24 protein-coding genes are annotated in these 26,063 nt (G+C 63.7%); 12 read left to right on the top strand and 12 right to left on the bottom strand.

What is annotated here, in order from left to right; translation table 11 throughout:
- Nucleotides 1-78 precede the first annotated feature (78 nt).
- Nucleotides 79-1,695 carry a bifunctional phosphoribosylaminoimidazolecarboxamide formyltransferase/IMP cyclohydrolase gene (gene purH, locus EOC94_RS00795; RefSeq protein WP_127288329.1) on the top strand — a complete coding sequence of 539 codons (1,617 nt, stop codon included), beginning with the start codon at nt 79-81 and terminating at the stop codon, nt 1,693-1,695.
- Between the two features lie 206 nt (nt 1,696-1,901).
- Here purH and EOC94_RS00790 read toward each other — a convergent pair whose 3' ends face one another.
- Together EOC94_RS00790 and EOC94_RS00785 are read right to left on the bottom strand one after the other, a co-directional pair.
- On the bottom strand, nt 1,902-3,278 hold the full coding sequence (locus EOC94_RS00790; protein ID WP_127288328.1) for an MFS transporter: 1,377 nt from the start codon (nt 3,276-3,278) through the stop codon (nt 1,902-1,904).
- A gap of 91 nt (nt 3,279-3,369) precedes the next feature.
- On the bottom strand, nt 3,370-8,202 hold the full coding sequence (locus EOC94_RS00785; protein ID WP_127288327.1) for an NAD-glutamate dehydrogenase: 4,833 nt from the start codon (nt 8,200-8,202) through the stop codon (nt 3,370-3,372).
- Nucleotides 8,203-8,337: 135 nt separating this feature from the next.
- Between EOC94_RS00785 and EOC94_RS00780 the strand changes: the two genes are divergently transcribed.
- Nucleotides 8,338-8,901, top strand: coding sequence for a peroxidase-related enzyme (locus EOC94_RS00780; protein ID WP_095487619.1), 564 nt, complete (start codon nt 8,338-8,340; stop codon nt 8,899-8,901).
- 123 nt (nt 8,902-9,024) lie between these two features.
- Entirely contained in the window at nt 9,025-9,348 is a 324-nt protein-coding gene (locus tag EOC94_RS00775) for a YciI family protein (RefSeq protein WP_095487621.1), read from the top strand.
- Between the two features lie 9 nt (nt 9,349-9,357).
- Here the strand turns inward: EOC94_RS00775 and EOC94_RS00770 are convergent, their stop codons facing one another.
- Nucleotides 9,358-9,972 (bottom strand): LysE family translocator, encoded by a 615-nt coding sequence (locus EOC94_RS00770; RefSeq protein WP_095487623.1) that lies wholly within the window; start codon nt 9,970-9,972, stop codon nt 9,358-9,360.
- A 396-nt stretch (nt 9,973-10,368) separates the two neighbouring features.
- Here EOC94_RS00770 and EOC94_RS00765 point away from each other — a divergent pair, with 396 nt between their 5' ends.
- Nucleotides 10,369-10,995, top strand: coding sequence for a DUF1062 domain-containing protein (locus tag EOC94_RS00765; RefSeq protein WP_095487625.1), 627 nt, complete (start codon nt 10,369-10,371; stop codon nt 10,993-10,995).
- Between the two features lie 54 nt (nt 10,996-11,049).
- On the opposite strand, the gene typA is transcribed toward EOC94_RS00765, so the two are convergent.
- Nucleotides 11,050-12,879 (bottom strand): translational GTPase TypA, encoded by a 1,830-nt coding sequence (gene typA, locus EOC94_RS00760; RefSeq protein WP_126104457.1) that lies wholly within the window; start codon nt 12,877-12,879, stop codon nt 11,050-11,052.
- A gap of 200 nt (nt 12,880-13,079) precedes the next feature.
- On the opposite strand from typA, the gene EOC94_RS00755 reads away from it, so the two are divergent.
- A complete protein-coding gene (locus EOC94_RS00755) occupies nt 13,080-13,361 on the top strand; it encodes a hypothetical protein (protein ID WP_095487629.1) in 282 nt (93 codons plus the stop codon).
- Nucleotides 13,362-13,464: 103 nt separating this feature from the next.
- Here EOC94_RS00755 and EOC94_RS00750 read toward each other — a convergent pair whose 3' ends face one another.
- Together EOC94_RS00750 and EOC94_RS00745 are read right to left on the bottom strand one after the other, a co-directional pair.
- Nucleotides 13,465-15,039, bottom strand: a complete 1,575-nt coding sequence (locus EOC94_RS00750) for an alkaline phosphatase (protein WP_127288326.1) — start codon at nt 15,037-15,039, stop codon at nt 13,465-13,467.
- A 275-nt stretch (nt 15,040-15,314) separates the two neighbouring features.
- Nucleotides 15,315-16,598 (bottom strand): MFS transporter, encoded by a 1,284-nt coding sequence (locus EOC94_RS00745; protein ID WP_127288325.1) that lies wholly within the window; start codon nt 16,596-16,598, stop codon nt 15,315-15,317.
- 82 nt (nt 16,599-16,680) lie between these two features.
- On the opposite strand from EOC94_RS00745, the gene EOC94_RS00740 reads away from it, so the two are divergent.
- Nucleotides 16,681-17,286 carry a TetR/AcrR family transcriptional regulator gene (locus EOC94_RS00740; protein ID WP_126104454.1) on the top strand — a complete coding sequence of 202 codons (606 nt, stop codon included), beginning with the start codon at nt 16,681-16,683 and terminating at the stop codon, nt 17,284-17,286.
- A 44-nt stretch (nt 17,287-17,330) separates the two neighbouring features.
- Nucleotides 17,331-17,924, top strand: a complete 594-nt coding sequence (locus tag EOC94_RS00735) for a hypothetical protein (RefSeq protein WP_127288324.1) — start codon at nt 17,331-17,333, stop codon at nt 17,922-17,924.
- A gap of 241 nt (nt 17,925-18,165) precedes the next feature.
- Here the strand turns inward: EOC94_RS00735 and ppa are convergent, their stop codons facing one another.
- From ppa to EOC94_RS00695, 6 genes are all read right to left on the bottom strand, one after another.
- Nucleotides 18,166-18,699 carry an inorganic diphosphatase gene (gene ppa, locus EOC94_RS00725; protein ID WP_126104453.1) on the bottom strand — a complete coding sequence of 178 codons (534 nt, stop codon included), beginning with the start codon at nt 18,697-18,699 and terminating at the stop codon, nt 18,166-18,168.
- Nucleotides 18,700-18,811: 112 nt separating this feature from the next.
- Nucleotides 18,812-19,318: a GNAT family N-acetyltransferase gene (locus tag EOC94_RS00720; RefSeq protein ID WP_095487641.1), complete on the bottom strand. Its 507-nt coding sequence runs from the start codon at nt 19,316-19,318 to the stop codon at nt 18,812-18,814.
- 232 nt (nt 19,319-19,550) lie between these two features.
- Nucleotides 19,551-20,189: a TPM domain-containing protein gene (locus EOC94_RS00715; protein WP_127288323.1), complete on the bottom strand. Its 639-nt coding sequence runs from the start codon at nt 20,187-20,189 to the stop codon at nt 19,551-19,553.
- An 8-nt stretch (nt 20,190-20,197) separates the two neighbouring features.
- A complete protein-coding gene (locus EOC94_RS00710; protein WP_245465478.1) occupies nt 20,198-21,010 on the bottom strand; it encodes a YgcG family protein in 813 nt (270 codons plus the stop codon).
- A gap of 76 nt (nt 21,011-21,086) precedes the next feature.
- Entirely contained in the window at nt 21,087-21,860 is a 774-nt protein-coding gene (locus tag EOC94_RS00705; protein WP_245465477.1) for a YgcG family protein, read from the bottom strand.
- A gap of 245 nt (nt 21,861-22,105) precedes the next feature.
- Nucleotides 22,106-22,744, bottom strand: a complete 639-nt coding sequence (locus EOC94_RS00695) for a LemA family protein (protein ID WP_095485036.1) — start codon at nt 22,742-22,744, stop codon at nt 22,106-22,108.
- Nucleotides 22,745-22,907: 163 nt separating this feature from the next.
- On the opposite strand from EOC94_RS00695, the gene EOC94_RS00690 reads away from it, so the two are divergent.
- The 5 genes from EOC94_RS00690 (at nt 22,908) to EOC94_RS00670 (ending at nt 26,041) form a co-directional block, all read left to right on the top strand.
- Nucleotides 22,908-23,156: a hypothetical protein gene (locus tag EOC94_RS00690; RefSeq protein WP_127288320.1), complete on the top strand. Its 249-nt coding sequence runs from the start codon at nt 22,908-22,910 to the stop codon at nt 23,154-23,156.
- Nucleotides 23,157-23,163: 7 nt separating this feature from the next.
- Complete coding sequence (pdxY, locus tag EOC94_RS00685; protein WP_127288319.1) at nt 23,164-24,048, top strand: pyridoxal kinase PdxY; 885 nt, start codon at nt 23,164-23,166, stop codon at nt 24,046-24,048.
- Nucleotides 24,045-24,839: a DUF429 domain-containing protein gene (locus tag EOC94_RS00680; protein WP_127288318.1), complete on the top strand. Its 795-nt coding sequence runs from the start codon at nt 24,045-24,047 to the stop codon at nt 24,837-24,839. The genes pdxY and EOC94_RS00680 overlap by 4 nt, the downstream gene beginning before the upstream one ends.
- A gap of 137 nt (nt 24,840-24,976) precedes the next feature.
- Entirely contained in the window at nt 24,977-25,621 is a 645-nt protein-coding gene (locus tag EOC94_RS00675; protein ID WP_126104445.1) for a carbonic anhydrase, read from the top strand.
- Nucleotides 25,622-25,630: 9 nt separating this feature from the next.
- Complete coding sequence (locus EOC94_RS00670; protein ID WP_095485031.1) at nt 25,631-26,041, top strand: hypothetical protein; 411 nt, start codon at nt 25,631-25,633, stop codon at nt 26,039-26,041.
- Nucleotides 26,042-26,063: the final 22 nt, after the last annotated feature.

Raw genomic sequence — 26,063 nt, 5'->3', positions numbered from 1 at the left:
CTCGCAGTTTGATTTCCAGGTCTCATGTGCTACGGCGCGCGGACACTTTCCCAACCAGCCGTGAAAGGCCGCCAGCCCATGGCCGTCGCCGCCAAGAACATTCCCGCGCCCGATCTCGTTCCCGTGCGTCGCGCGCTGCTCTCCGTTTTCGACAAGACCGGGCTCCTCGATCTCGCGCGGGCGCTGGCCGCGGCGGGTGTCGAGCTGGTCTCCACCGGCGGCACGGCAAAGGCGATCGCTGAAGCAGGCATGGCCGTCCGCGACGTCTCTGAGCTTACCGGCTTTCCAGAGATCATGGACGGCCGCGTCAAGACGCTGCATCCGTCGGTGCATGGCGCGCTGCTTGGCGTGCGCGACGATCCCGAACACGCGGCGGCGATGCGCGATCATGGCATCGAGCCTATCGATCTCGTCGTCTCCAATCTCTACCCTTTCGAGGACGTCCGCCGCTCCGGCGCCGCTTACGCCTCGATTGTCGAGAACATCGACATAGGCGGCCCGGCGATGATCCGCGCTTCGGCCAAGAACCACGCTTATGTCGCCATCGTCACCGATCCCGAGGACTATGCCTCGGTGCTCAACGCTCTGGAGATGAATTTCGGCTCGCTCTCGCTGGATTTCCGCAAGAAGCTGGCGGCCAAGGCCTTTGCCCGCACTGCCAGCTATGATGCGGCGATCTCCGGCTGGTTCGCCGAGGCGCTGGAGATCGAGCATCCCACCTGGCGTGCCTTCGGCGGCAGGCTGGACCAGGTGATGCGCTACGGCGAGAACCCGCATCAGGGCGCCGGCTTCTACATCGATGGCGACAAGCGGCCGGGCGTCGCGACGGCGCGCCAGCTTCAGGGCAAGCAGCTTTCCTACAACAACATTAACGACACCGACGCCGCCTTCGAGCTGGTTGGCGAGTTCGATCCGGCCCGCTCCGCCACCGTCGCCATCATCAAGCACGCCAACCCGTGCGGCGTCGCCGAGGGCACTTCGCTGAAGGCGGCCTACGCCAAGGCGCTTGCCTGCGATCCGGTCTCGGCCTTTGGCGGCATTGTCGCGATGAACCGTATTCTCGATGCCGAGGCCGCCGAGGAGGTCGTGAAAACCTTCACCGAGGTCATCATCGCGCCGGGCGCCTCGGAAGAAGCTATCCGCATCGTCGCCGCCAAGAAGAATCTACGCTTGCTTGTCACCGGCGGCCTGCCCGATCCGCGCTCGGCCGGCACCACCGTGAAATCCGTTTCCGGCGGGTTGCTCGTCCAGGGCCGCGACAATGCGGTGGTCGACGACCTCGACCTGAAAGTGGTGACCAAGCGCGCGCCGACGCCGGCCGAAATGGCCGATCTCAAATTCGCTTTCCGCGTCGCAAAGCACGTCAAGTCGAACGCCATCGTCTATGTCAGAGATGGCGCCACCGTCGGCATCGGCGCGGGCCAGATGAGCCGGGTCGATTCCTCGCGCATCGCCGCCCGCAAGGCGCTCGACGCGGCCGAGGCTGCCGGCCTGGCCGAGCCGCTGACCAAAGGTTCTGTTGTCGCGTCAGACGCGTTCTTTCCCTTCGCCGACGGGCTCCTGTCGGCGATCGAAGCCGGCGCTACGGCCGTCATCCAGCCGGGCGGCTCGATGCGCGACGACGATGTCATCGCCGCCGCCGACGCGCACGGTATCGCCATGGTGTTTACGGGCGTCAGGCATTTCAGGCACTGAGCCCTTCTTCCCTTCTCCCCCTGTGGGAGAAGGTGGCCGAGCGAAGCTCGGTCGGATGAGGGGTGCTGGCAGGATCGCTGCGACGAAGACGTAAGCGCTTCAAATCCCTTGATGTTTCAGGTTGAGTTTCTTCCAACACCCCTCATCCGTCTCGGCGCTATCGCGCCGATCCACCTTCTCCCACAAGGGGAGAAGGGAAGAACAGTTCACTCCGCCGGCTGGTCCGCCGGATACGGCGTGCGGACAAGGATCGCCAGACCGACGCCGAGGAACAGCACAATTGCAGCCATACCGAGCCTGTCCGAACCGCTGACCCAGCTGATCGTCGCCACCGTGAACGGGGCGAGGAAACTGGTCGCCCGCCCGGCCAGCGCATAGATGCCGAAATAGCGGCCAGCCTCGGCAGCGGTGACGCTGCGCGCCATGTAGGAGCGCGACGATGCCTGCACCGGCCCGAAGGCAAGCCCGATCAGCAGACCGAAGAAGATGTAGGCTTTTTCCGCCGGTGTACCGAACAAACCGCCGCTATCGGCTCCGGGCATCATCCAGGCACGGAACAGCGTATAGCCCGGTCCGGTCGAAACGATACCGATCGTCGCGATGCTGAGCAGGACAAGCGAAATCATCACTATGGTCTTGGAGCCAAGCGCCACGTCGAGGCGTGCGGCAACCAGGCAGCCGACGATGGCGACGACGTTCAGGATAATGCCGAACAGGCCGATCTCGGTGATCGACCAGTTGAACATCGCCGCCGCAAAAGCACCGCCCAGCGTAAGAAGTGCAATGACGCCGTCCTGGTAGATCATGCGGGCGACGAGAAAGCGGAAGATGCCGCTGCGTTGGCGCACTTCGGCCATTGTCGATTTCAATTCCGACAGGCCCTCGCGCACCGCCGGGCCAAGGGGAATGCCCCTGGCCGCATCCGGTGTAAAAAAGAACATTGGCAGGATGAACAGGAGATACCAGGCAGCCGACAGGGGCCCGGTCGCCCGAGCGTCCTCGCCGAGTTTCGGGTCGAGGCCGAGGACCGGATCTAGGCCGACGATCGTCTTGCCGGTTTCCGGCGAACTGGCCATGAAGACGACGACAAAGATCAGCGCGATCATGCCGCCGAGATAGCCGAGCCCCCAGGCGATGTTGGAGATCCTGCCGATTTCGCCCTTGGGCACCAGGCGCGGCATCATCGAATCGTTGAAGACGGTCGAGAATTCCGCCGCGACCGAAGCCAGCGAGAAGAACAGCACGACCAGGAAGACGTTCGAGCCGGGCGCTGCGAACCACAGCAGGCAGAGACTGGTGATCTTAATCGCGGCGAAGAACGCGATCCACGGCTTTCGCGGGCCGGTCTGGTCGGCGATCGATCCGAGGATCGGCGACAGCACGGCGATGGCCAGACCCGCAGCGGCGATACCGTAACCCCACACCGCCAGGCCCGTGGCCGGATCGCTCGCCATGCGCGAGACGAAATAGGGTCCGAAGATGAAGGTGGTGATGACCGTGAAGAACGGCTGCGCCGCCCAGTCGAACAGCATCCACCCCCAGATGCCGCGTCCCGATGCCCGCTGCACTGCTATTTCGGCCATATCCCCTCCCGCAAACGGCGCCCCGGAGCGGTCGCCGCTTCGCTCTATAGCGCAGTTTTTGCCGGCAATCCCGCGCGATGTGGAAGACTTCTCACATCCCCGTCAGGTCGCTGATCAGGCCCGATGCCACCGACAGCCGCGACACGGTGATGTCGCCGCCCTCGGTCAGCGCCTGCAGCCGCTCGCGGATACGCGCGACCCGTTCCCCGCCCGCCTCCAGCCATGCCGCTACCGGATCCGCCGCCTCGGCATGACCGGTCAGCGCCGCCACCGCGATGCCGCGCCTGGCCGCGCCGATCGTGTCGGTGGCGCGGGAGAGAGCCAATTGATCGTAGTAGTCGGATGGCGCGATCGAGCGCGCTGCGTCCTCGACACGCGGAATGCGGAACGCATCGCTGACAGCGAAAAACGCCTTCGCGGCGACGACAATGTCGGCATTCGCCGTTCGGGCCGTCAGCGCGATGTCAGGGACGACGCCTGCCACATCGGTCAGCGCCAGTTGTTCGGCAAGCCTTTCGGGCGCGCCGCCCTTGGCTAGACCATGCCGCCGCTCCTCGATCCACTCGCGCGAGAAGGCTGGCAACAGCGAAACGAGCTTCGGCTCCAGTGCCTTGCGCGCGTCCTGCAATTCGGCGATCCTTTGGCCGGGCGGTGCGGTGCCGGTATCGTTCTTGAGATACCAGCCGCTGGCCACATAGATAAGCCGGCTAACGGTCTGATAGAGGTCGAGCTGCACCTGTCCGTCGATCTGATTGTCGAGCGCGTCGATCTGGCGATAGAGCGCCGGCAATCCGAAGCCGTCGCGCACCAAGGCGAAGGTCCGGACCACGTCGGCCGCGCTGCGGCCGGTCGCTTCCTGCAGCCTGTTGACGAAGGATGGACCGCCGCGATTGACCAGGTCGTTGGCGACGACACGGGCGATGATTTCGCGGCGCAGGCGATGGCCATGGATCTCGGCCGCGTATTTCTTCGCCATACGGTCCGGAAAATAACCCATCAGGTCACGGTCGAAATGCAGATCGTCCGGCACGTCGCTGGCGACGATGTCGGAAAACAGCACGATCTTGGCATAGGCCAACAGCACGCCGAGCTCGGCCCTGGTCAACGGCTCACCGCGCGCCTCGCGCTCGGCAAGGGCAGCCGGCGACGGCAGCGTCTCCACCGCGCGGTCGAGCAGGCCGCGCGCCTCGAGCGCTGCCATGAAGCGGCTCTGATGGGCGATGTCGGCGAGGCCGCGCTTGCGGGCAAGGGACAGCGCCAGCGTCTGCTCGTAATTGTTGGACAGCACCAGCGCGCTTACCTCGTCGGTCATCTCGGCAAGCAGCTTGTTGCGCACTGGGCGGGTAAGCGCCCCCTTGCGCATGGCGGAAGCCAGCGCGATCTTGATGTTGACCTCGACATCGGAGCAGTTGACGCCGCCCGAATTGTCGATGGCGTCGGAATTGCAGCGACCGCCATTCAGCCCGAACTCAATGCGGGCCCGCTGCGTCACGCCGAGATTGGCGCCCTCGCCGATGACCTTGGCGCGCACGTCGAGCGCGGTCACCCGAATAGCATCGTTGGCGCGATCGCCGACATCTTGGTTGGTTTCCGTTGATGCCCTCAGATACGTGCCGATGCCGCCGAACCATAAAAGGTCGACCGGCGCCTTGAGGATGGCGTTCATGATCTCGACCGTCGAGGCGGTCGTCTTGCCGAGACCGATCGCCGCGGCTGCGGCCGGCGGCAGCGTGATCGACTTCTGGCCGCGCGAGACGATGACGCCGCCTTCGGACAGTTTTGTCTTGTCGTAGTCCTGCCAGCTCGAACGAGCGAGGGCGAACATGCGCCGGCGCTCGGCCATCGAAGCCGCCATGTCGGGATCGGGATCGATGAAGATGTCGCGATGGTCGAAGGCGGCGATCAGCCGGGTCTTCTCGGACAGGAGCATGCCGTTGCCGAACACGTCGCCCGACATGTCGCCGACGCCGACAACGGTGAAGGGTGTGGTCTGGATATCGCGGTTCATCTCGCGGAAATGCCGCTTGACCGCTTCCCAGGCGCCCTTGGCGGTGATGCCCATCTTCTTATGGTCGTAGCCGGCCGAGCCGCCGCTGGCGAAGGCGTCGTCGAGCCAGAAGCCATGCTTCTCGCTGATGGCATTGGCGGTGTCGGAGAAGGTCGCCGTGCCCTTGTCGGCGGCAACGACGAAATAGGGATCGTCCTCGTCGCGCCTGATCACACCGGCAGGCGGGATAACCTCGTCGATGCCGATATTGTCGGTGATCGACAACAGGCTGGAGACGTAATTCTTGTAGGCGGACGCGCCGGCTTCGAAGATGGCGTCGCGGCCGGCGCCCATCGGCAACTTCTTCGGATAGAAGCCGCCCTTGGCGCCAACCGGCACGATTACCGCATTCTTGACCTGCTGCGCCTTGACCAGGCCGAGCACCTCGGTGCGATAGTCCTGGGCGCGGTCCGACCAACGCAGACCGCCGCGGGCGACCGGGCCGAAGCGCAGGTGCACGCCCTCGACCTCGGAACCGTAGACGAAGATCTCCCGCCACGGCCGCGGCGCCGGCAGGCCGTCGACTGCCTGCGAATCGAGCTTGATCGCCAGCGACTGGCCCTTCTCTTTCATATCGGGGACGAAATGATTGGTGCGTAGCGAGGCTTCGATCAGGTTGAGGTAGCGACGGATGATGGTGTCGTCATCGATGTTGGGAACCTCCTCCAACGCATCCCTGATCTTGGCCTTGAGGTGCTTGGCCGCGACCAACCCTTCCGTCTCGGCGGTCGGTCCGAGGCGGGCGACGAACAGCTCGTGCAGGCCACGCGCGATTTCCGGATAGCGGTTGAGCGCGGCGGCAATGAAATCCTGGCTCTGCGGGATCCCGGCCTGCTGCAGATAGCGGCCATAGGCACGCAGGATGGTGACCTCGCCCGACCACAGGCCCGCGGTCTGGGCAAGGCCGTTATAGCCGTCATTGTCGATGTCGCCGCGCCAGACGGAAAGGAACGCGTCCTCGAACAGCGCGCCGCGGTCGTCAAGGTCGATCGGCTTGCCGTAGCTGTTTTCGAGCTCCATGTCGTGGATGAAGACCATGCCCGGCTGATCACTATTGATCATGCCCGGCTGATCACTATTGATCATGCCGGAAGCATCGTCGCCGACCTCGAAGGTGCGCTCGCTGATAACGCGGAAACCGATGTTCTCCAGCACCGGCACCCGTCGCGACAGCGCCACCGGGCTGCCATGGTGATAGATCTTCAGCGCCGCCTGATGCGGTTCCTGGTCGACATGGCGGTAGTAGTCGATGGCGATCGGATTGGCCGCGCTGATCCTGGCGATGCGCCCGGCATCGGCCAATGCCTCAGCCGGCGAGAAGCTGTCGCGATAGCTTCCCGAGAAGCGCGCGGCGATCGCCGTGAGCGTCGCATCGGCGCCGGTCTCGGCCGCGGTCTCGCGCAGAATGTCGTCCCAGGTCCGCACGATGGCGCGGATCGCTGCCTCGATCGTCGCCTGGTCGATCTTCGGCGTTCTGCCGCCGGAACGGCCGATGATGAAATGGACGCGCGCCAGTCCGCCTTCCGGAAAGGCGGGATAGTAGGCCGACAGCCGGCCTTCGAACACCGTCTTCAGATAGGTGCCGATCTTCTCGCGCACGATGCTATCGTAGCGGTCGCGCGGCACGAAGACGAGGATCGAGACGAAGCGGTCGAACTGGTCGACGCGCACCAGCGCCCTGACGCGCGGCCGCTCGATCAGCCCCAGAAGCGCTTCGGCGTGCTTGCGCAGGACCGGCACCGGAACTTGGAACAACTCGTCGCGCGGATAGCTCTCCAGCACGTTGATCAGTGCCTTGCCGGAGTGATCTTCAGGGTTGAAACCGGATTTGGCGATGATCGTTTCGGCTTTCGACCTGAGATAGGGGATTTTCATCACCGAGCGCGTATAGGCCGTCGAGGTGAACAGGCCGACGATGCGCAGCTCGCCCGAAAGCACGCCCTTGGCGGTGTAGGTCTTGACGCCGATGTAGTCGAGATAGATGCGGCGGTGCACCGACGATTTGGCGTTGGCCTTGGTGACGATCAGCGGTTCCGGCCCATGCAGGAAGGCGCGGATTTCCGGCGTCGTCGTCACCGCTTCGGTGCCGCGCCGCAGCACCAGCACGTCGGGATCGGAGAGGATGCCGAGGCCAGGCTTTTCGGTGCGCTCCAGCGTGCCGCTCTTCTCGCCGCCGGTGTATTTGAACTCGCGCATGCCGAGAAAGGTGAAATTGTCGTCGCGCAACCATTCGAGGAGGGCGATCGCTTCGGTGACGTGGGCCTTGTCGAGCGGCACCGGAGCGTAGCGGAACTCCGAGATTGCCTGGTCGAGGCGGGCCAGCATCGGCTTCCAGTCGGTGACAGCGGCGCGCACCTGGTCCAATATTTTCTTCAGCCGTCCGGCCAATGCCTCGGCCTGCTCGGCCGAAAGACGGCCGATATGGACGTGGATGACGCTCAAGCGTTCATGGCTGTGATCGCCCTTGGCAAAGCCACCATCACCGAGGATTTCGTCGACGCCGCTCTTGCCGTGCCTGACGACGATGACCGGATGGGTAACCAGCAGCGGTTCGCCGGCGCTCTCGGAGATCTCGCCGAGGATGGAATCGAACAGGAACGGCATGTTGTCATTGACGACAGTGATCACGGTCATTGGCCTGCCCTGGCGGACGACACCGGAATCGACCTCTATGGCGACGACGCAATCGCCCTTCTTGTGCCTGGCGACGGCGCGGCCGGCGAGATCGGCGGCGCGCTCGAGGTCGGCGACATCATAGGCGGCGACATCTTCGGCCGGCGCGCGGGCCAGCAGGTAATCGGCAAGCCTGCCGGGCTTTTCGCTGCCCTTGGCCGTGCTCAACTTTTTCAACTGGCTTGCGGATTTCAGGCCGGCCATGTCGCTAATCCCTCCCGTCATATGTTTTGCAACTATGGTAGCAGATGACCGGTACTTGGCGACAAAGGTTTGACGGCTTGCGACGAAATGTCGGAATTCGCCGGTGGGTCACCGAAAATAAGGAGAAAATCCGCCATGACTGACAAAATCACTGCACTCGATCTCGCACCCGCGGAGCGGAGCGAAGCGACAAAAGCCTATTTCGCCAAATGCGAGGAGAAGCTCGGCCTCGTTCCCAATGTGCTTTTGGCCTACGCCTTCGACGAGACGAAGCTGCGTGCCTTCACCGACATGTACAACGAGTTGATGCTGGGCCAATCCGGCCTGTCGAAGCTGGAGCGCGAGATGATCGCGGTGGCCGTCTCCTCCATCAACCACTGCTATTATTGCCTCGCCGCCCATGGCGCGGCGGTGCGCCAGCTTTCAGGGGACCCGGCCTTCGGCGAGATGATGGTGATGAATTTCCGCGCCGCCGACCTTTCCGCGAGACAGAAGGCGATGCTCGAATTCGCGGTGAAGCTGACCGAGCAGCCGGCGAAGATCGTCGAAGCCGACCGGGCAGCGCTGCGTGAAGCTGGCTTTTCCGACCGCGACATCTGGGACATCGCCTCGACCGCCGCCTTCTTCAACATGTCGAACCGGGTGGCAGCGGCAGTCGACATGCGGCCGAACGATGAATACCACGCGATGGCGCGGTGATGTGCGAGTCATCTGTATATTAGCTATCGCGCATTCTCGTTGCGTCTTTGCCGGTTTGGTCCGATGATCGCTCCTGCGGCGTGACCGCATGCCGGTTCGATGCCGCGATCAAGGGAGGAGACCATGGCGAAGTTTCTCTACGTCTATCACGGCTCGGGCAAGATGCCGACCGACGAGGCCGAGCGGAAAGCAGCGATGGATGCCTGGAACGGCTGGTACGGCAAGCTTGGCTCGGCCGTTGTCGACGGCGGCAATCCGGTCGGCATGTCGAAGACCGTGCTGCCCGGCGGCAAGGTCGAGAACAATGGCGGCAGCAATCCGACCGCCGGCTATACAATCATCGAAGCGAAAGACATCGACGATGCCGTCGCCAAAGCCAAGGATTGTCCTATCCTGACGGACCCGGGTTTCAGCGTCGAGATCGCGCCGATCATCGAAATGAGTTGACGCGCCGGCTCAGGACCGCGCCGCGATCGCCGCCGCAGCGCCGGCCATGGTGCCAGCGCTGACGCGGTTGGCGATCTTCATCGCCCGCTTGCTCTTCAACAGCTTTCGCGCCTGCGCCGCCGCGAGCACCCAGGCGAGATCGATGGCGACCAGAACCACGGCCATGGTCAGCGTCAGCTCGACCCAGCCGACGACCGTCACCGAGGCGAGATCGATGATGGTCGGCAGCAGCGCCAGATAGAACATCATGATCTTGGGATTGCCGAGTGTCACCGCCATCCCGGCAAAGAACAGTTTGATGGCCGACTCCTCGCGCGGCATCTCGCCCTCACGCGCCTCGACCGGGGCAGTCCACATCTTCCAGGCGAGGTAGGCGAGATAGGCGACGCCGACCCATTTCAGCACGACGAAGGCAAGATGGAAGGTCTGCGCCACCACCGCCAGTCCGAACACCGCCAGCGACAGCCAGATGCCCTCACCGATCCACATGGCGAGCAGGAACGGGAACACGTCGCGAAAGCCCTTTGCGATGACCCGCGCCACCAGAGCGGCAATCGACGGGCCGGGCGAGCCAGCGGCGACGAAAAGGGCGGCGGCGAAGATCAGAAGCGAGGTGAAGTGCATGACCGGGATCTTTGCTTGGGACGTTGATTGCTCGATATTAGCGCAAGTGCCCCCGCGGCGGTAGCATCGATAATAGAAGGGGCTTGTCGACCCGACGCGTCGCAGCTAGAAGTTTCGTCCCGACACATTTTTGAGCTTCACTTTGCCTACGTAACCGCCGGTCTCGTCAACTCCCCCGACACAATGCATGGCGCCGCTTTTCGCGGCGTCTGTTTCATATCATGTGTTCCTCAGGGTGGCGGTTCGAGACCGGTTTGGCACTGCTGAACCGCTGTCGCGCACAATCACCCGCGACACCTGATTTCCGACCACCGCAGCCTCTCGCCACGCCGTGCCCGCATGGGCATCTCGACATCGCCGATCTGACGAACTTCCCGACGGGAAGGGCTTTTCGGCATGTTCTCGATACTGCGTATCCGCTGGGCGATCGCACCCAAAACCGCGCCTCGACCTCACATCAACTGCAATCGCTGCAGTGGCCTGAAGGCGTACCACAGCAGCGGGAAATTCCGCGTCAACGCCAATGGCAAACGCATCGATGCGTGGTTGATCTACCGCTGCGTCGATTGCGACAATTCCTGGAATTTCGGCATTCTGGAGCGATGCTATCGCCGCAACATCGAGCCTGCGCTGCTGCAGGCGCTCGAAAGCAACGACCCGGCCCTGGCGCGTCGCCATGCCTTCGATATTGTCGCACTGCGAAGCAGGATCGGGCGCGTCGAGGAATTTCCCGAAGCCGCCGTTCATAAGGAGGTGCTTGGGGACAGACCGGAAAACACCACCGCTCTCGAACTCCAGCTCGGGCTGGAGATGCCGACAGCGCTGCGGCTCGACCGGTTGCTCGCCGGTGAACTCGGCATCTCGCGATCGCGGCTTCAGGCCTGGGACGAGAAGCGATTGCTGGTCGTTGGTCCGGACGGGGCCAAAGCCTTACGCAAGCCGGCACGCGCGGGAACGGCGATCCGCATCGATCTGGCCGGCGAAACCGACCGCGACGCCATCATCTCGGCCGCCGGCGGGTAAAAAAGGGAGGGAGCAACACTCCCTCCCTCGATAATTGTTTCCGGAGAAAAAAGCTTACGCCGCGCCGACCACTTTCGCCGACTTCTCAAAACGCTTGCGCTCGTTCGGGTCGAGATAGAGCTTGCGCAGGCGGATGGTCTTCGGCGTCACCTCGACCAGCTCGTCGTCCTGGATCCAGGCCAGCGCGCGTTCCAGCGTCATGCGGATCGGCGGCGTCAGTTTCACGGCTTCGTCCTTGCCGGCGGCGCGGATGTTGGTCAGCTTCTTGCCCTTCAGCACGTTCACTTCGAGGTCGTTGTCGCGTGAATGGATGCCGATGATCATGCCCTGATAGACTTTGACGCCCGGATCGATGACCATCGGGCCGCGGTCTTCCAGGTTCCACATGGCATAGGCGACCGATTCACCCTGTTCATTGGAGATCAGCACGCCGTTGGTGCGGCCCGGCAGCTCGCCCTTGTAGGGCTCGTAGGCATGGAACAGCCGGTTCATGACAGCGGTGCCGCGCGTGTCGGTCAACAGCTCCGACTGGTAGCCGATCAGGCCGCGCGTCGGCGCGTGGAAGACGATGCGCTGGCGGTTGCCGCCTGACGGGCGCAGCTCGACCATCTCGGCCTTGCGCTCCGACATCTTCTGCACGACGACACCGGCGTGCTCCTCGTCGACGTCGATAACGACTTCCTCGACCGGCTCCAGCAATTCGCCATTGTCGCCTTTCTGCATGACGACGCGCGGACGCGACACGGCAACCTCAAAACCTTCGCGGCGCATCGTCTCGATCAGCACGGCAAGCTGCAATTCGCCTCGCCCGGAGACGAAGAACGAATCCTTATCAGGCGATTCCTCGATCTTCAGCGCGACATTGCCTTCGGCCTCGCGCAGCAGGCGGTCGCGGATGACGCGGCTGGTCACCTTGTCGCCTTCGGTGCCAGCCAACGGGCTGTCGTTGACGAGGAACGACATCGTCACGGTCGGCGGATCGATCGGCTGCGCATGCAGCGGCTCGGTCACCGACAGGTCGCAGAACGTGTCGGCGACGGTTCCTTTCGACAGGCCGGCAATGGCGACGATGTCGCCCGCCTGCGCCTCGTCGATCGGCTGGCGCTCGAGCCCGCGGAAAGCCAGGATCTTCGAGATGCGGCCGGTTTCGACCTGGGTGCCGTCATGGTGCAGCACCTTGACCGCCTGGTTGGATTTCAGCGTGCCGGATTCGATGCGGCCGGTGATGATGCGGCCGAGGAACGGATTGGCCTCCAGGATGGTGCCGATCATCCGGAACGGGCCGGGATGAACGGTCGGCGCCGGCACGTGCTTGATGACGAGGTCGAACAGTGGCGAGAGGCCCTGGTCCTTCGGCCCTTCGGGGTTTTCCGAGACCCAGCCGTCGCGGCCTGAACCGTAAAGGATCGGGAAGTCGAGTTGCTCGTCGGTCGCGTCGAGCGCTGCAAACAGGTCGAACACTTCGTTGACCACCTCGACATGGCGGGCGTCCGGCCGGTCGATCTTGTTGATGACGACGATCGGCTTCAACCCGACCTTGAGCGCCTTGCCGACGACGAATTTGGTCTGTGGCATCGGCCCTTCGGCGGCGTCGACCAGCACGATGGCCGAATCCACCATCGACAGGATGCGCTCCACCTCGCCGCCGAAATCGGCGTGGCCGGGGGTGTCGACGATGTTGATGCGGGTATCCTTCCAGTCGACCGACGTCGCCTTGGCCAGGATGGTGATGCCGCGTTCTTTTTCGAGATCGTTCGAATCCATGGCGCGTTCGGCGACGCGCTGGTTGTCGCGGAACGAGCCGGACTGCTTCAGAAGCTGGTCGACGAGGGTGGTTTTTCCATGGTCGACGTGCGCGATGATCGCGATATTACGAATTTTCATGTTGTGGTCTCGGGAGCGTTGCAGGCAGCAGGCCAAAAGGCGCTGCCTCTTTCGGTTGGGCGGCTCATACAGGGTTTTTCGCAATTGCGAAAGAGGAGGCGTGCCACCAAATACATGGTCACCAAATCTTAAGCGTCTTGGTGTGAAATGAAATTATTAACCAAAGCGGAACCTTTCAGGGTCGGGACAGTTCAAATTTCATGACCAATACGGGCATCAGATACCGGCCAATCCTTGCATGGGCAGCCCTCGCCGTTCTGCTTGCGGCAGGCGCGGCGCAGTCGGCCGCGACGCTGAAGGAGACGCCGCCTGCCCTGCCGTCCGATACGCGTTCGGCGGAGCAGTTGTTTGCCGATGCGCCCGATGGCGTCGACCCGGTAGTGACCGGGCCGGTTAGCGCCGCCTTCAAGCAGAGACAGGAAAATGCCGGCTGCGACAGCGCGGTCTGGCCTAAGATTCCAACCGTCTGCTATCCGGACTAGAGCCTGATCCATCCCGACAGAATCGGGATGGGGCTCTATCTTCTTGTTTGACCATGATCTTCTCCGAAAACCGATTCCCACTTTTTCGGGATCATGGTTTGGCTCACGCCGATCGCACCGGATCGAGCGCGACCTTGTAGAGTTCATTGTCGTCGCGGTCCATAAGCCGCACAGTCATCTGTTCAGTGGCGCCGTCGATATCGACGAGGCCGAAGAACTGCAGGCCGGCCGACGGTGGCAGGTTCTGCCCCTGCTCGGCAGTTGGCGCCTTGATGAATTTCAGCTCCGGGCCGAAGGTCATGTCGAAATCATTGGGTCCATACGTGCCGGCATGGAGCGGACCCGAGACGAACTCCCAGAACGGATTGAAGTCCTGGAACTGCGCCTTGTCTGGATTGTAGTAGTGGGCCGCCGTGTAGTGCACGTCGGCGGTCAGCCAGACGGTGTTGCTGATACCAGCGTTCTTTATGTAGCGAAGGAGGTCGGCAATTTCCAGCTCGCGGCCCTTGGCCGGGCCATTGTCGCCATTGCTGACGGTCTCGGCGCCGGCCTTCTTGGTGGCGTCGTTCCAGACGACGAGACCGAGCGGCATGTCGGCGGCGATGATTTTCCAGGTTGCGTTGGAGTTTGCCAGTTCGCGCTTCAGCCATTTGGTCTGCTGTTCGCCGAGAATGCGCGATTGCGGGGTCATCGTATCCTGCATGCCAAGGCCATTGGAGCCGCGATAGGAACGCATGTCGAGGAAGAACACGTCGAGCAGCGGCCCGTAGGCGATCTTGCGATAGACGCGGCCCGGTTCCGACGGCTCGTAGCGGATCGTCGTCATCTCGTGGAAGGCGCGTGCCGCGCGTGCCGCCAGCACATGGATGTTTTTTTCCGAGTAGCGGTCGTCGGCGCTCAGGTCCTTCGAATCCGACCAGTTGTTCACCACCTCGTGGTCGTCCCACTGGTAGAAGGTCGGGCAGATGGCGTTGAGCCCCAGCACATGTCCGTCCATCAAATTGTACTTCCACTGGCCCCGGTACTCGTCCAGCGTCTCGGCAACCTTGCGCTTTTCGTCGATGAGGACGGTGTTCTTCCACTTGCCGCCACCGGGAATGTCGACCTCGTCCTTCATCGCGCCGTCGGCGTAGATGGTGTCGCCGGAATGCAGGAAGAAGTCGGGCGTGTGCTTGCCGATCGTGGCATAGGTCTTCATGCCGGTGTCGTCGATGCCCCAACCCTGGCCGGCGGTATCGCCCGACCAGGCGAACCGGATGTCACGCTTCGAGGCCGGCGCCGTGCGGAAGCGGCCGACGATCGGCTCGGAGACGGCGTTGATGTCGGCGAGATCGGCCGCTGTCATGCGGTAGAATATATCCTGATCCGAGGCGAGGTCGGTGAGCAGCCGTTTTACCGTGTAATCGCTGGCCGGCGACGTATCGAGCGGCGCAAGGCGGACGGCGTTGGCGAAATTCTCCGTCGAGGAGACTTCAAACACGACGCGCGACGGGCGATCGGTGCGCGTCCAGACCATGCCACTGGTGGCGTCGACGTCGCCTGACTGGACACCATGGGTGAAGGCCGGCCGCTGATTGGCGCGGGAATAGTAGGGCAGCGCGAGGCCCGAGGCGCCGATGAGGCCAACGGCGCTCGCCGACGTGACGAAAGCGCGCCGCGTCATCGAAATTTTGTTCATGGCTGTCTCCTGGATGGCGTTGAACGTCGCCGCCAAGGTCCAGGGTCAATGTTTCAGGCACATCTCGAAACCATGAAGGTTTGATAACAATGGACAGGTGATCTCCCCCCTTGAGGGGGAGATGTCGCCGAAGGCGACAGAGGGGGTCGTCTCGCGTGAAGCGCCAACCTCCTGCGTCTGCGATAAGGGGCCGAGCCCGGTCGGACCGACCCCCTCTGGCCGCGTCGCGGCCATCTCCCCCTCAAGGGGGGAGATTAGCGCTCGGCCGTCGCAGCTCAAGCCGCCTGCGGTTCCGGGTCGAAGGCCGGACGGCTGGTGTTGATCAACAGCGAGATGCAGGCTGCGGCTATTGCCGTCATGCCGGCGATGAGGAAGGCGAGCTCGTAATTGCCCTGCAATTCGCGCATCGTGCCGCCGAAGAAGGCGGCGGTCGCCGCACCCACCTGATGGCCGGCGACGATCCAACCAAAGACGATCGGTCCACTACGATCACCGAACGCCTCGTTCGACAGCCTGAGCGTCGGCGGCACGGTGGCGATCCAGTCCAATCCATAGAGCACGGCGAAAATGATCAGGCTGGTCGACGAGAAGCCGGAATAAGGCAGATAGATCAGCGACAAGCCGCGAATGCCATAATAGACGCCGAGCAGCTTGCGCGGGTCGAAGCGGTCGGTGAGCCAGCCCGACAGCGTCGTGCCGATCAGGTCGAAGATGCCCATCAGCGACAGCAGGCCGGCAGCTTGCACTTGGCCGATGCCCATGTCGCCGCAAAACGCGATCAGGTGCGTGCCGACCAGGCCATTGGTGGTGAAACCGCAGATGAAGAAGGTCGCGAACAGATACCAGAACACGCGAGTGCCGGCGGCACGGCGCAGCGTGCTGAGCGTGTGCGTGAGAAAATTGCCCTGCGAGGCCGGTGGAACCGGCGGCACGTCGTCGGCGTCAGCACCGTAGCGCACCATGCCGATCGAAGCTGGACGCTCCGGCACCAGCAGCCAGACCAGCGGCACCAGGCAAGCGGTGGCCACCGCAATGGCGATGGCGACCGGCTTCCAGCCGCCCGACTGGGCGAGCGCGGCGAGCAGTGGCAGGAACACCAGCAGGCCGGTGGCGGCGGAGGCCGACATCAGTCCCATCACCAGGCCGCGATTGGTTTTGAACCAGCGGTTGACGATGGTGGCGCCAAGCACCGTGGCGACCGCGCCCGAACCGACGCCGGAGAATACGCCCCAGGTGAGAAGCAGGTGCCACGGCTCGGTCATCAACAGGCTGAGCGCCGTCGAGCCCGACATCACCACCAGCGATGCCAGCAGCGTGCGGCGCAGCCCGACCCGTTCCATCAGTGCCGCGGCAAACGGCCCGGTCAGGCCGTAGAGGAAGATGCCGATGGCCGCGGCGAGCGAGACGACATCGCGCCGCCAGCCGAAACTCTCCTCCAGCGGCAGCATCATGACGGCCGGCGCCGACCGCAGGCCCGCCGCGATCAGCAGGCAAAGGAAAATGACGGCAACCACGACGAAAGCGTAGCGCTGGCCAAACGGGCGGGATTGAGCTATCATGTTACTGACCGGTACGTTGCAGTTACACCGAGGTATACGTACCGATCGGTAACATTGTCAAGCAGGCCACGGCACGTCCTAGATGAAAAGCATTGAACCAACGATCAAAGCGGATGAAGTGACACCGCCCCGCGCCGGCGAGAAAATCCTTCGCGTTGCCCGCGACCTATTCTACCGGCAAGGCATCAGGGCGATCGGCGTCGACGAGATCGTGCGGCGTGCCGGCGTCACCAAGCCCAGCCTCTATCGCAGCTTTCCCTCCAAGGACGAATTGGCCGCGTCCTATCTCCGGCAATACGACCTCGAGTTCTGGGCCCGCTTCGACGAGGCAGTGGCTGCCCATCCCGGCGATCCGCGCGCGCAGATCGCCGCATTCCTGACCCGCATCGGCAAGCGCACGCAAAGACCAGACTATCGCGGCTGCGGCATGACCAATGCGGCGGTCGAGTATCCCGAGCACGGCCATCCGGCCCGCGTGGTGAGCGAGGCCAACAAGCAGGAACTGCGACGACGCCTGCGCGCCATGGCGGCGGCAATGGGTGCCGGCGACGCCGACACGCTGGGCGACGGGCTGCTGCTCCTGATCGAGGGCGCCTATATCAGCGGCCAGCTGTTCGGTGCCGGCGGACCGGCAAAATCGGTGGCCCGGAACGCCGACCTGCTGATCGAAGCGAGCTTGCAGAAATAGCGTTTGACGATACGCTACGGCAGCCCGAAACGGAGTTGCCTGCGATGCGAGCCCTTTTGATGATTTCGCTAGCCCTCGCCGGCCTCTGCCAGACCGCCCAGGCCGGCGACATTTCCAGTGCCTACACCGATCTCGACTCGAAGAAGGACTGCGTGACTTATGCGCAGGCCGAGGAAGGCGATGGCGACTGGGCCAGTCTCACCTGTTCGGGCTATCGCGGCTACCCGGTGTTGATCGCTTACGACGATGCCCGCGAATCGCTTTTCTACGGGTTTCCATCCAGCGACATGACCACGGTCTGGGAGAGCTTCGTCGGCTTCAATTCGGCTGGACCAAAGCTCGAGTGGCGCATCGAGACGAACGGCGACCTCGCCATTCCCTTCGCGGTCATCCACCGTCGCTCGATCAGCGATCCCGAGGGGGAGAACAAACCGACCGAGGTGCTGGTCGTCGCCAAGGTCTCCCAGCCGGAGAAGTACGAGGGCTGCACCGTCGGACTGGTGCTGGCCACCGGCAATCCCGCAGCCAACGATGAGGCGCGCAAGCTCGCCGACGAGAAGGCACGGACCTTTGCCTGCGGCAAGGACAAGCGCGCGATGATCGGCGACGTGCCCGCTTTTGGCCGCGTCGACAATTAGTGGGGGTGAGGAAGAGCGTAGCAATGGCCGCCCTTCGGCGATCCTTCACGCCCCCTCTGTCCTGCCGGACATCTCCCCCACAAGGAGGGAGATCGGCTACCATCTTGGCTTTCGCCAATTCCAACGCTGAAAGAGAGACGGGGCGGCGAAGCTGCCAATCTCCCCCCAAGTAGGGGAGATGCCCGGTAGGGCAGAGGGGGCGCTGTCCCGCCGACGTCTCGCAATTTTGAAAGCGCTGGGCCTACTTGCTTGCCTTGGCCCGCTCGATCGCCTCGACGATCATCTTCTTGGCGTAGGCGGCATCGTGCCAGCCCTCGATCTTGACCCATTTGCCGGGTTCGAGATCCTTGTAGTGCTCGAAGAAATGCTGCACCTGCTGGCGGGTGATGTCGGGTAGGTGCGTGTATTCGGTGACGTTCTCGTAGCGCAGCGTCAGCTTGGGCGAAGGCACCGCGATGATCTTTTCGTCCAGACCGGAATTGTCCTCCATCACCAGCACGCCGATCGGCCGCACATTGATGACGCAGCCTGGCACCAGCGCGCGCGTGTTGCAGACCAGCACGTCGATCGGGTCGCCGTCACCCGACAGCGTGTGCGGCACGAAGCCGTAATTGCCGGGATAGCGCATCGAGGTATGCAGGAAGCGGTCGACGAACAGCGTGCCGGCCTCCTTGTCCATCTCATACTTGATCGGCTCGCCGCCGATCGGCACCTCGATGATGACGTTGACGTCCTCCGGCGGGTTCTTTCCGATGGCGATGGCTTCGATACGCATGGCTTTTGTCCCTCTTTCGATTGGAAACCGATAGCGGGCGGGGGCGCATGGTGCAATGCGGCGAATGGTACTGAAAACAGCTGAGGGTGTTAGCGAGAGCAGTGTCGAGCCGTCATTCCCAGACGAAGGCGACCTTCTTCAGCGCCTTCTGCTCGAAGACCTCGACGCCCTCGGCGACGTCGCGGCCGCCGGCGCCGGCATAGAAGGTGAGCGCGTTCTGGTTGTCCTCCAGCGCCCACACCACCATGCCTTTCAGCCCGTGGTCAGCCAGTCGCGCCCGTGCGGCTGAGAATAGCCGGCTGCCGAGCCCGATGCCTTGATACTCCGGGCGCACGTAAAGTTCGTAGATCTCGCCCTGCTGCTTGAGCTCGCGGGCGCGATTCTTGCCGATCGTGGCATAGCCGGCGATCTTGCCGCCGATCTCGACGACCAGAACGGTGGCGGCACGACGGATGGCATTCGCCCACCACTCGGCGCCGCGGCGGTTGATCATCGATGTCAGCGTGCGATGCGGGATGATGCCGGCATAGGCGCCGCGCCAGGCCAGCAGGTGCACGTCGGCGATGGCGCTTGCGTCGCGCGGCTCGGCTTTCCTGATATCGATGCTCAGCGTATTCATGATTGGTTAACCATAAACCCGCATCGCCCGATTGCAAGAGTCCGGTAAGCGGCTCCCCCCGCTTTCGCACAGGCCATCGGAAGACCCGCGAGCCTGTCTGAAAATGCGCTCTGCCGAGGCGGATGGCGTGGTTTTCGAGAACCGAAGCGCAGCGGACATTTGGGTCCGTGAGCATCGGAAGCGCAGAAAACTGCGTCAGGCGTCCGGCAGAGTAGCGTTTACAGGCAGGCTCTCAGATTTCGACCAGATGATCGTCGAGCTCGTTGCTGTCGCCGGCCGAAACCGGGAAATGCTCGGCCAGCACCGCGCCCGTCGCTTCGATTGCCTTGATGAAGCCGTCGGCGAGACGATCGTCGCCGGCATGCGCGGTAAGGTCGCGGACGACGCTGTCCCAGACATCCTGGCCGACACGGCTGTCGATGCCGCTGTCGGCGACCACCTCGGCGTAGCGCTCGGCAATGGAGACGAAGACCAGCACGCCGGTGCGCGCCGTGGTGCGATGGACGTTGCGGGCGAGGAACTGCTTTATCGCATTGGCGTGCGCGGCCTGGTAGCGCAGCCGCCTCGGCACCAGATGGATGCGCAAGCCGGGCAGCGCCCACAACAGGCCAAGCACCGAGGCCAGCGCCAGAAGCTGTGCGATGACGAAATGCGGCAAGCGGATCGACAGCCACCACGCTTCCAGCCCGTAACTGACGGCGAGGCTGACGACGAGCATGGCCAGCGTCGCCATGAACGCGGCCGGAAAGAAATAGCTGTCGCTGGCATAGGCCACGACGCAGTAGATTTCGCCGTCGGTCTTTGTCTCGGCGGCGCGGATCGCTTTGGCGATGCGGTCATGATCCTCGGGGCTGATCGGTCTTGTTGCCATGTTGTGTCTCACCAGCTTCCTGAAGAACCGCCACCACCGGACGAGCCGCCGCCGCCCGAAAAGCCGCCGCCAGCCGACGACCAGCCACTACCGGAACTTCCCGATGACCAGCCGCCGCCGGACGAAGTACTCGTTGTCCAGACGCCGCCGCCCGTGCGCGCATAGCCTGACCTTTGGCCATAGCGAAACGTCATGCCCAGCCATTTATACACGCCCGGCGACAACTTGGTGCCGAAGATCGGCGGCAGGACCGCCATCGCCAGGCCGCCTAAGAACAGCGTCGCCCACACGATGATGAACAGCGCCACGATGGGATCGACGGAACTGTTGTCGGCCGGATTGCGGATCCCGCGCGATTCCAGCTCTTCGGGATTGCCTTCCAGCACCATGACCATGTCGTCGACGGCCTTACTGATGCCGCCGGAGAGGTCACCGGCGCGGAAGGCCGGCACCATGTCGTTTTCGATGATCAGCTTGGTGTGCAGGTCGGTCAGCGTGCCCTCCAGCCCATAACCGACCTCGATGCGCATCTTGCGGTCGTTCGGCGCCACCAGCAAAAGCACGCCATTGTCCTCGCCGGCCTGGCCGAGCTTCCAGGCGCGAAACAGCCGGTTGGCGTAGGGCTCGATCTCCTCGCCGTCGAGACTATTGATTGTCGCGACGACGATCTGGTCAGAGCCCTTGGCCTCGAAGTCCGCAAGCTTCTGGGTCAGCGCCGCCTTGGTCGCGGCATCGATGATGCCGGCATTGTCGACGACCCGACCGGTCAGAATAGGCAATTCGGCGGCGAGCGCGGTGAAGCCGACCAGCAGCACCGCCATGGCCACCAAGGCGGCACCGATCGTCGCGGCAAAACGGCCGGAAGCTGGTGGACGGATGGCGCATCTTGTCATGCCGTCACCAGCTTCCCGAGGAGCCGCCGCCGCCGGACGAGCCACCGCCGCCGGAAAAGCCGCCACCGCCTGAGGACCAGCCTCCCCCGCCCGACGACCAGCCTCCACCACCGGAAGACCGCCGGCTCGGCTCGAAGGTCATGCCCAGCCAGCGATAGCGGCCAGGACCGATCTTCCGGCCGAACATCGGCGGCAAGATGGAGGCGGCGATGCTGCCGAAGAAGATGATCGCCCAGATGGCAATGAAGATCGCGAAGAACAGATCGTCGGTGTTGAATGGCGCCTGCTGGTTGCGGGCCCCGCGCGCTTCCAGCTCCTCCGGATTGCCTTCCAGCACCATGACCATATCGTCGACGGCCTTACTGATGCCGCCGGAGAAGTCGCCGGCGCGGAAGGCCGGCACCATGTCGTTTTCGATGATCAGCTTGGTGTGCAGGTCGGTCAGCGTGCCTTCCAGTCCGTAGCCGACCTCGATGCGCATCTTGCGGTCGTTCGGCGCCACCAGCAAAAGCACGCCATTGTCCTCGCCGGCCTGGCCGAGTTTCCAGGCGCGAAACAGCCGGTTGGCGTAGGGCTCGATCTCCTCGCCGTCGAGACTATTGATTGTCGCGACAACGATCTGGTCAGAGCCCTTGGCCTCGAAATCCGCAAGCTTCCGGGTCAGCGCCGCCTTGGTCGCGGCATCGATGATGCCGGCATTGTCGACGACCCGCCCGGTCAGGGCAGGCAATTCGGCGGCGAGCGCGGTGAGGGGGAGGAAGAGGCTAAGGCAAAGCAGAACTAGAGTGACGCCTAGAAGCGAGAGGTTGCCACTCCGTCGCGCCCCCCTCTGTCCTGCCGGACATCTCCCCCTCAAGGGGGGAGATTGGATGTCATTCCTGCCTTCGCCAATCTCCAACGTTGCAAGATTGGCGGCGGGGTCGAAGCTGCAAATCTCCCCCCTTGAGGGGGAGATGTCCGGCAGGACAGAGGGGGGTGCTACGGAGTGCAAGGCCAATAGGGACCACGCTCACCAGCTGTTCGTCACCCGCCCTGCGTCGTGCCGAAATCGACCTTCGGCGTCTGCATCTTGTCTTCCTCGATGGTGAAGTTGGCGAACGGCTGATTGCCGCGGAACCACAGGGTTGCCCAAATCACCGACGGGAAGGTCTTCAGCGTCAGATTGTACTCCTGCACCGCCTGGATATAGTCGCGGCGGGCGACCGCGATGCGGTTCTCGGTGCCTTCGAGCTGCGCCTGCAGCGCCAGAAAATTCTGGTTGGCCTTGAGGTCGGGATAATTCTCCACCACTGCCAGCAACCGCGACAGCGCGCTGGTCAGGCCGGCCTGGCTGTCCTGAAAATTCTTGACGGCCTCCGGATTGCTCAGCGTTTCCGGCGTCACCGTCACTTGCGTCGCCTTGGCGCGCGCCTCGACCACGGCATCGAGCGTGTCCTTCTCGTGCGCGGCATAGCCCTTGACCGTTTCGACCAGATTGGGAATGAGATCGGCGCGGCGCTGGTACTGGTTCAGCACCTGGCTCCATGCGGCCTTGGCGTTTTCCTCCGCCGTCGGGATGGTGTTGTAGCCACAGCCGGCAAGCAGCGGCAGCACGATCGCCATCATCAGCAAGGCTGGCAGGTTGCGGAAGACGAAAGGGGAGGAAAGACGCTGGGCAAGCATGGTAAGATCCCTCAATAAGACTGACAGGCGAAGCATTACCACAATCCGCGCGCAAGAACATGACCTCCGCCCGGAAGCGTTACTGGTTCTTTATCATTCGCTGCAAGGCCCTGTGATTGGCCGGGCGAACGGGTTAAAGTCGCCGCGAAAACAGGACATCGCCATGGCGGGACGCCAGGACAGCGACGACGAATCGCGCCGCATCATCGAGCGCGTGGCACGTGAAACCGACCCGGGCGGCACCTCGTTCATTGCGCGGACCGCGAAGGGCGCGCGCGATCACGTCACCGCTGCAGACACCGACCAGTCGGACCCGATCGAATATTGGGGCACGCGCATTGGCCGGGCGCTAGGGCTCGTTATCGCCATTGGCCTGTTGATCTGGCTCGTGTTTTTCGTCACCCAAAGTTAGGAACCTCGTGAGCACCGAAGAACACGACGCGCCGCGCGCGGTCATCGTCATCTCCAGCCATGTCGCGCGCGGCTCGGTCGGCAACCGCGCCGCGGTCTTTGCGCTGGAGACGCTGGGCTTTCCGGTGTGGGCGGTGCCGACCGTCCTCCTGCCGTGGCATCCGGGCCATGGACGGGCGACGCGCATCGTGCCGCCGCTCGATCAATTCAAGGCGCTGATGGCCGATCTCGAGCGCGCGCCGTGGCTGGGTGAGGTCGGCGCGGTGCTGTCCGGCTATCTCGGCGAAGGCGGCCAGGCCGACGCCGTCGCCTCGCTGGTCAGCGCGGTCAAGGCGAAGACGCCGGATGCCGTCTATATCTGCGATCCGGTGATGGGCGATTCGGGCGGGCTCTATGTGCCGGAGACCACCGCCATCGCCATGCGCGACCGGCTGATGCCGATCGCCGACATCGCCACGCCCAACCGCTACGAGCTGGAATGGATGGCGGGAGCGCCGCTGCCCGACCTGAAAGCGGTGATAGCGGCGGCCCTTCATGCCGGGCCGTCGACCATGCTGGTCACCTCAGCGCCGGCGATGATGGCCGGCGGCACCGGCAATTTGCTGCTCAACGGCAACCAGGCGCTGCTGGCCGAGCATCGCCTCATCGACAAGCCGCCCAATGGGCTCGGCGACCTGACGGCGGCCGTTTATCTGGCACGCATCCTGTCCGGCCAGCCGGCGATCAAGGCACTGCAGTCGACCACGGCGGCGGTCTACGAGATCCTGGCGCGCACCGCCAAGCGCGGCGGCGACGAATTGCAGCTCGAAACCGACGCTCAGAGCCTGTCGCACCCGATGGCGATGGTGCAGCTTCGCCATCTCCTGCATCCGGGGCGGGACAAAAAAGCGTGACTTCGGACGGCAGCCGCGTCCTTGTCGGTGTCGACGGCTGCAAGGCCGGCTGGATCACCGTCCGCCGCGATCCCGGTTCGACACCTCGTAACCCGGGCGCAGCACCCTCGGTAGCCGTTTTTCCTAGCTTCGCAGCACTGCTCGACGCATTGCCGGCCGATGCGACGGTCGCCGTCGACATGCCGATCGGCCTGCCCGATCTCTCGCAAAAGGGCGGTCGCGGGCCGGAGGCGCTGGTCCGGCCGTTGCTCGGCGCGCGGCAGTCCAGCGTCTTCGCCATTCCGTCGCGTGCGGCGCTTTACGCGCATAGAGATGGCTTCACCACGATCGAGGCCTGGTATGCCGCGCATCGCCAGGCGAGTGAAGTGGCGAAGGCGACCTCCGATCCGCCGCGCGGCGTCTCGATCCAGGCCTTCGGCATCTTTGCCAAGATCCGCGAGATCGATGCCGTGCTGATCGCGCGTCCCGAACTGCGCAGCCGCGTCTTCGAATCGCACCCGGAAGTCGCCTTCTGCCGGCTGAACGGCGATCAGGCGATGCGTTTGCCGAAGAAGATCAAGGGCGCCGTCAACCCGGCCGGCATGGCGGAACGCAAGGCTCTGCTCTGCCGGCACGGCTATATCAGGGGCTTTCTCGACCGGACGCCGCCGCGAGGCGCTTCTGCCGACGACTTTCTCGACGCCGCAGCGATGATGCTGATCGCCGGCCGTATCGCCAACGGTGAGGCAAGGCCGTTTCCGGATCCGCCGCTCGTCGACCGTTTTGGCATCCCTGTGGCGATCTGGGCATGAATTTCCTCGCCCCATCTATCGGCGAGGCAATGCAGCCATCCGCGATTCTGCATTGCTCGCGACCGGCTTTTGCCGCTAGAGCCTTCCTGACTTAAAAAGAGCTGCCGCCTAACCCGGAAAGGCTCCAGACGCCGCCCATGCCTCATCTCCCTGACCATCTGCTCACCGGCTATCGCAATTTCATGAGCGGCCGCTATCTCGCCGAGAGCGGGCGCTATCGCTCGCTCGCCCGCGAGGGCCAGTCCCCCGAAACGATGATCGTTGCTTGCTGCGACTCCCGCGCGGCTCCCGAGGCGATCTTCGACGCTGGCCCCGGCGAGCTCTTCGTGCTGCGCAATGTCGGCAATCTGGTGCCGCCCTATGCGCCCGACGACCAGTTCCATTCGACCTCGGCGGCGCTCGAGTTTGCCGTGCAGAGCCTCAAGGTGAAGAACATCGTGGTGATGGGCCATGGCCGCTGTGGCGGCATCCGCGCAGCACTCGACAGCACCGCCGCGCCCTTGTCGCCCGGCGACTTCATCGGCAAGTGGATGAGCCTGATTGCGCCGGCGGCCGAGACGGTGTCGTCCAGCACCTTCATGACGGCGACGGAGCGCCAGACCGCGCTGGAGCGCATTTCGATCCGCTATTCGATCGCCAATCTCAGGACCTTTCCCTGCGTCTCGATCCTGGAAGGCAAGGGACGGCTGTCGCTGCACGGCGCCTGGTTCGACATCTCGACCGGCGAGCTCTGGGTGATGAACAAGGAGACCGGTGACTTCGAGAGGCCGGAGACGACATAGGAGGATTGCATGGTATGCCGTTCGATCGCTTTGGCCGCAGCGGCGCTGCTGTTTTCAATCGTATCCGCCCGCGCCGACGACGGCGCGCTCATCGGCCGCTGGTATGCGGCGCTGCTGGTCGCCGATCGCACGGAACTGTCGGATCTGCTTGCCGATGACGTCCGGATAAAACTCGACGACCTCGGCGTCGTCCAGACCAAGCAGGAGTTCATCGCCTCGATCGATGAATGGAAAGGCGCTGTCGCCGGGGCTGAAATCCGGCATCGGATCGAGAAGACCGAGGGCGGCGTCACCACGGTGATCGCCTGCTATGATTTTCCCAAAAACGACATGCTGATGCAGGAAACCTTCGCCATCACCGACAACCAAATCACCGCCAGTTCGCAGGCGGCGATCGCGGAAAACTGCGACGGCTACTGAGCGGGTAGCAGCTGCCATATTG

This window comes from Mesorhizobium sp. M6A.T.Ce.TU.016.01.1.1 (assembly GCF_003997065.1).
Lineage (GTDB): Bacteria > Pseudomonadota > Alphaproteobacteria > Rhizobiales > Rhizobiaceae > Mesorhizobium > Mesorhizobium mediterraneum.
Note: the sequence above shows the minus strand (reverse complement) of the source record. Positions and strands in the feature narration are given on the sequence as shown.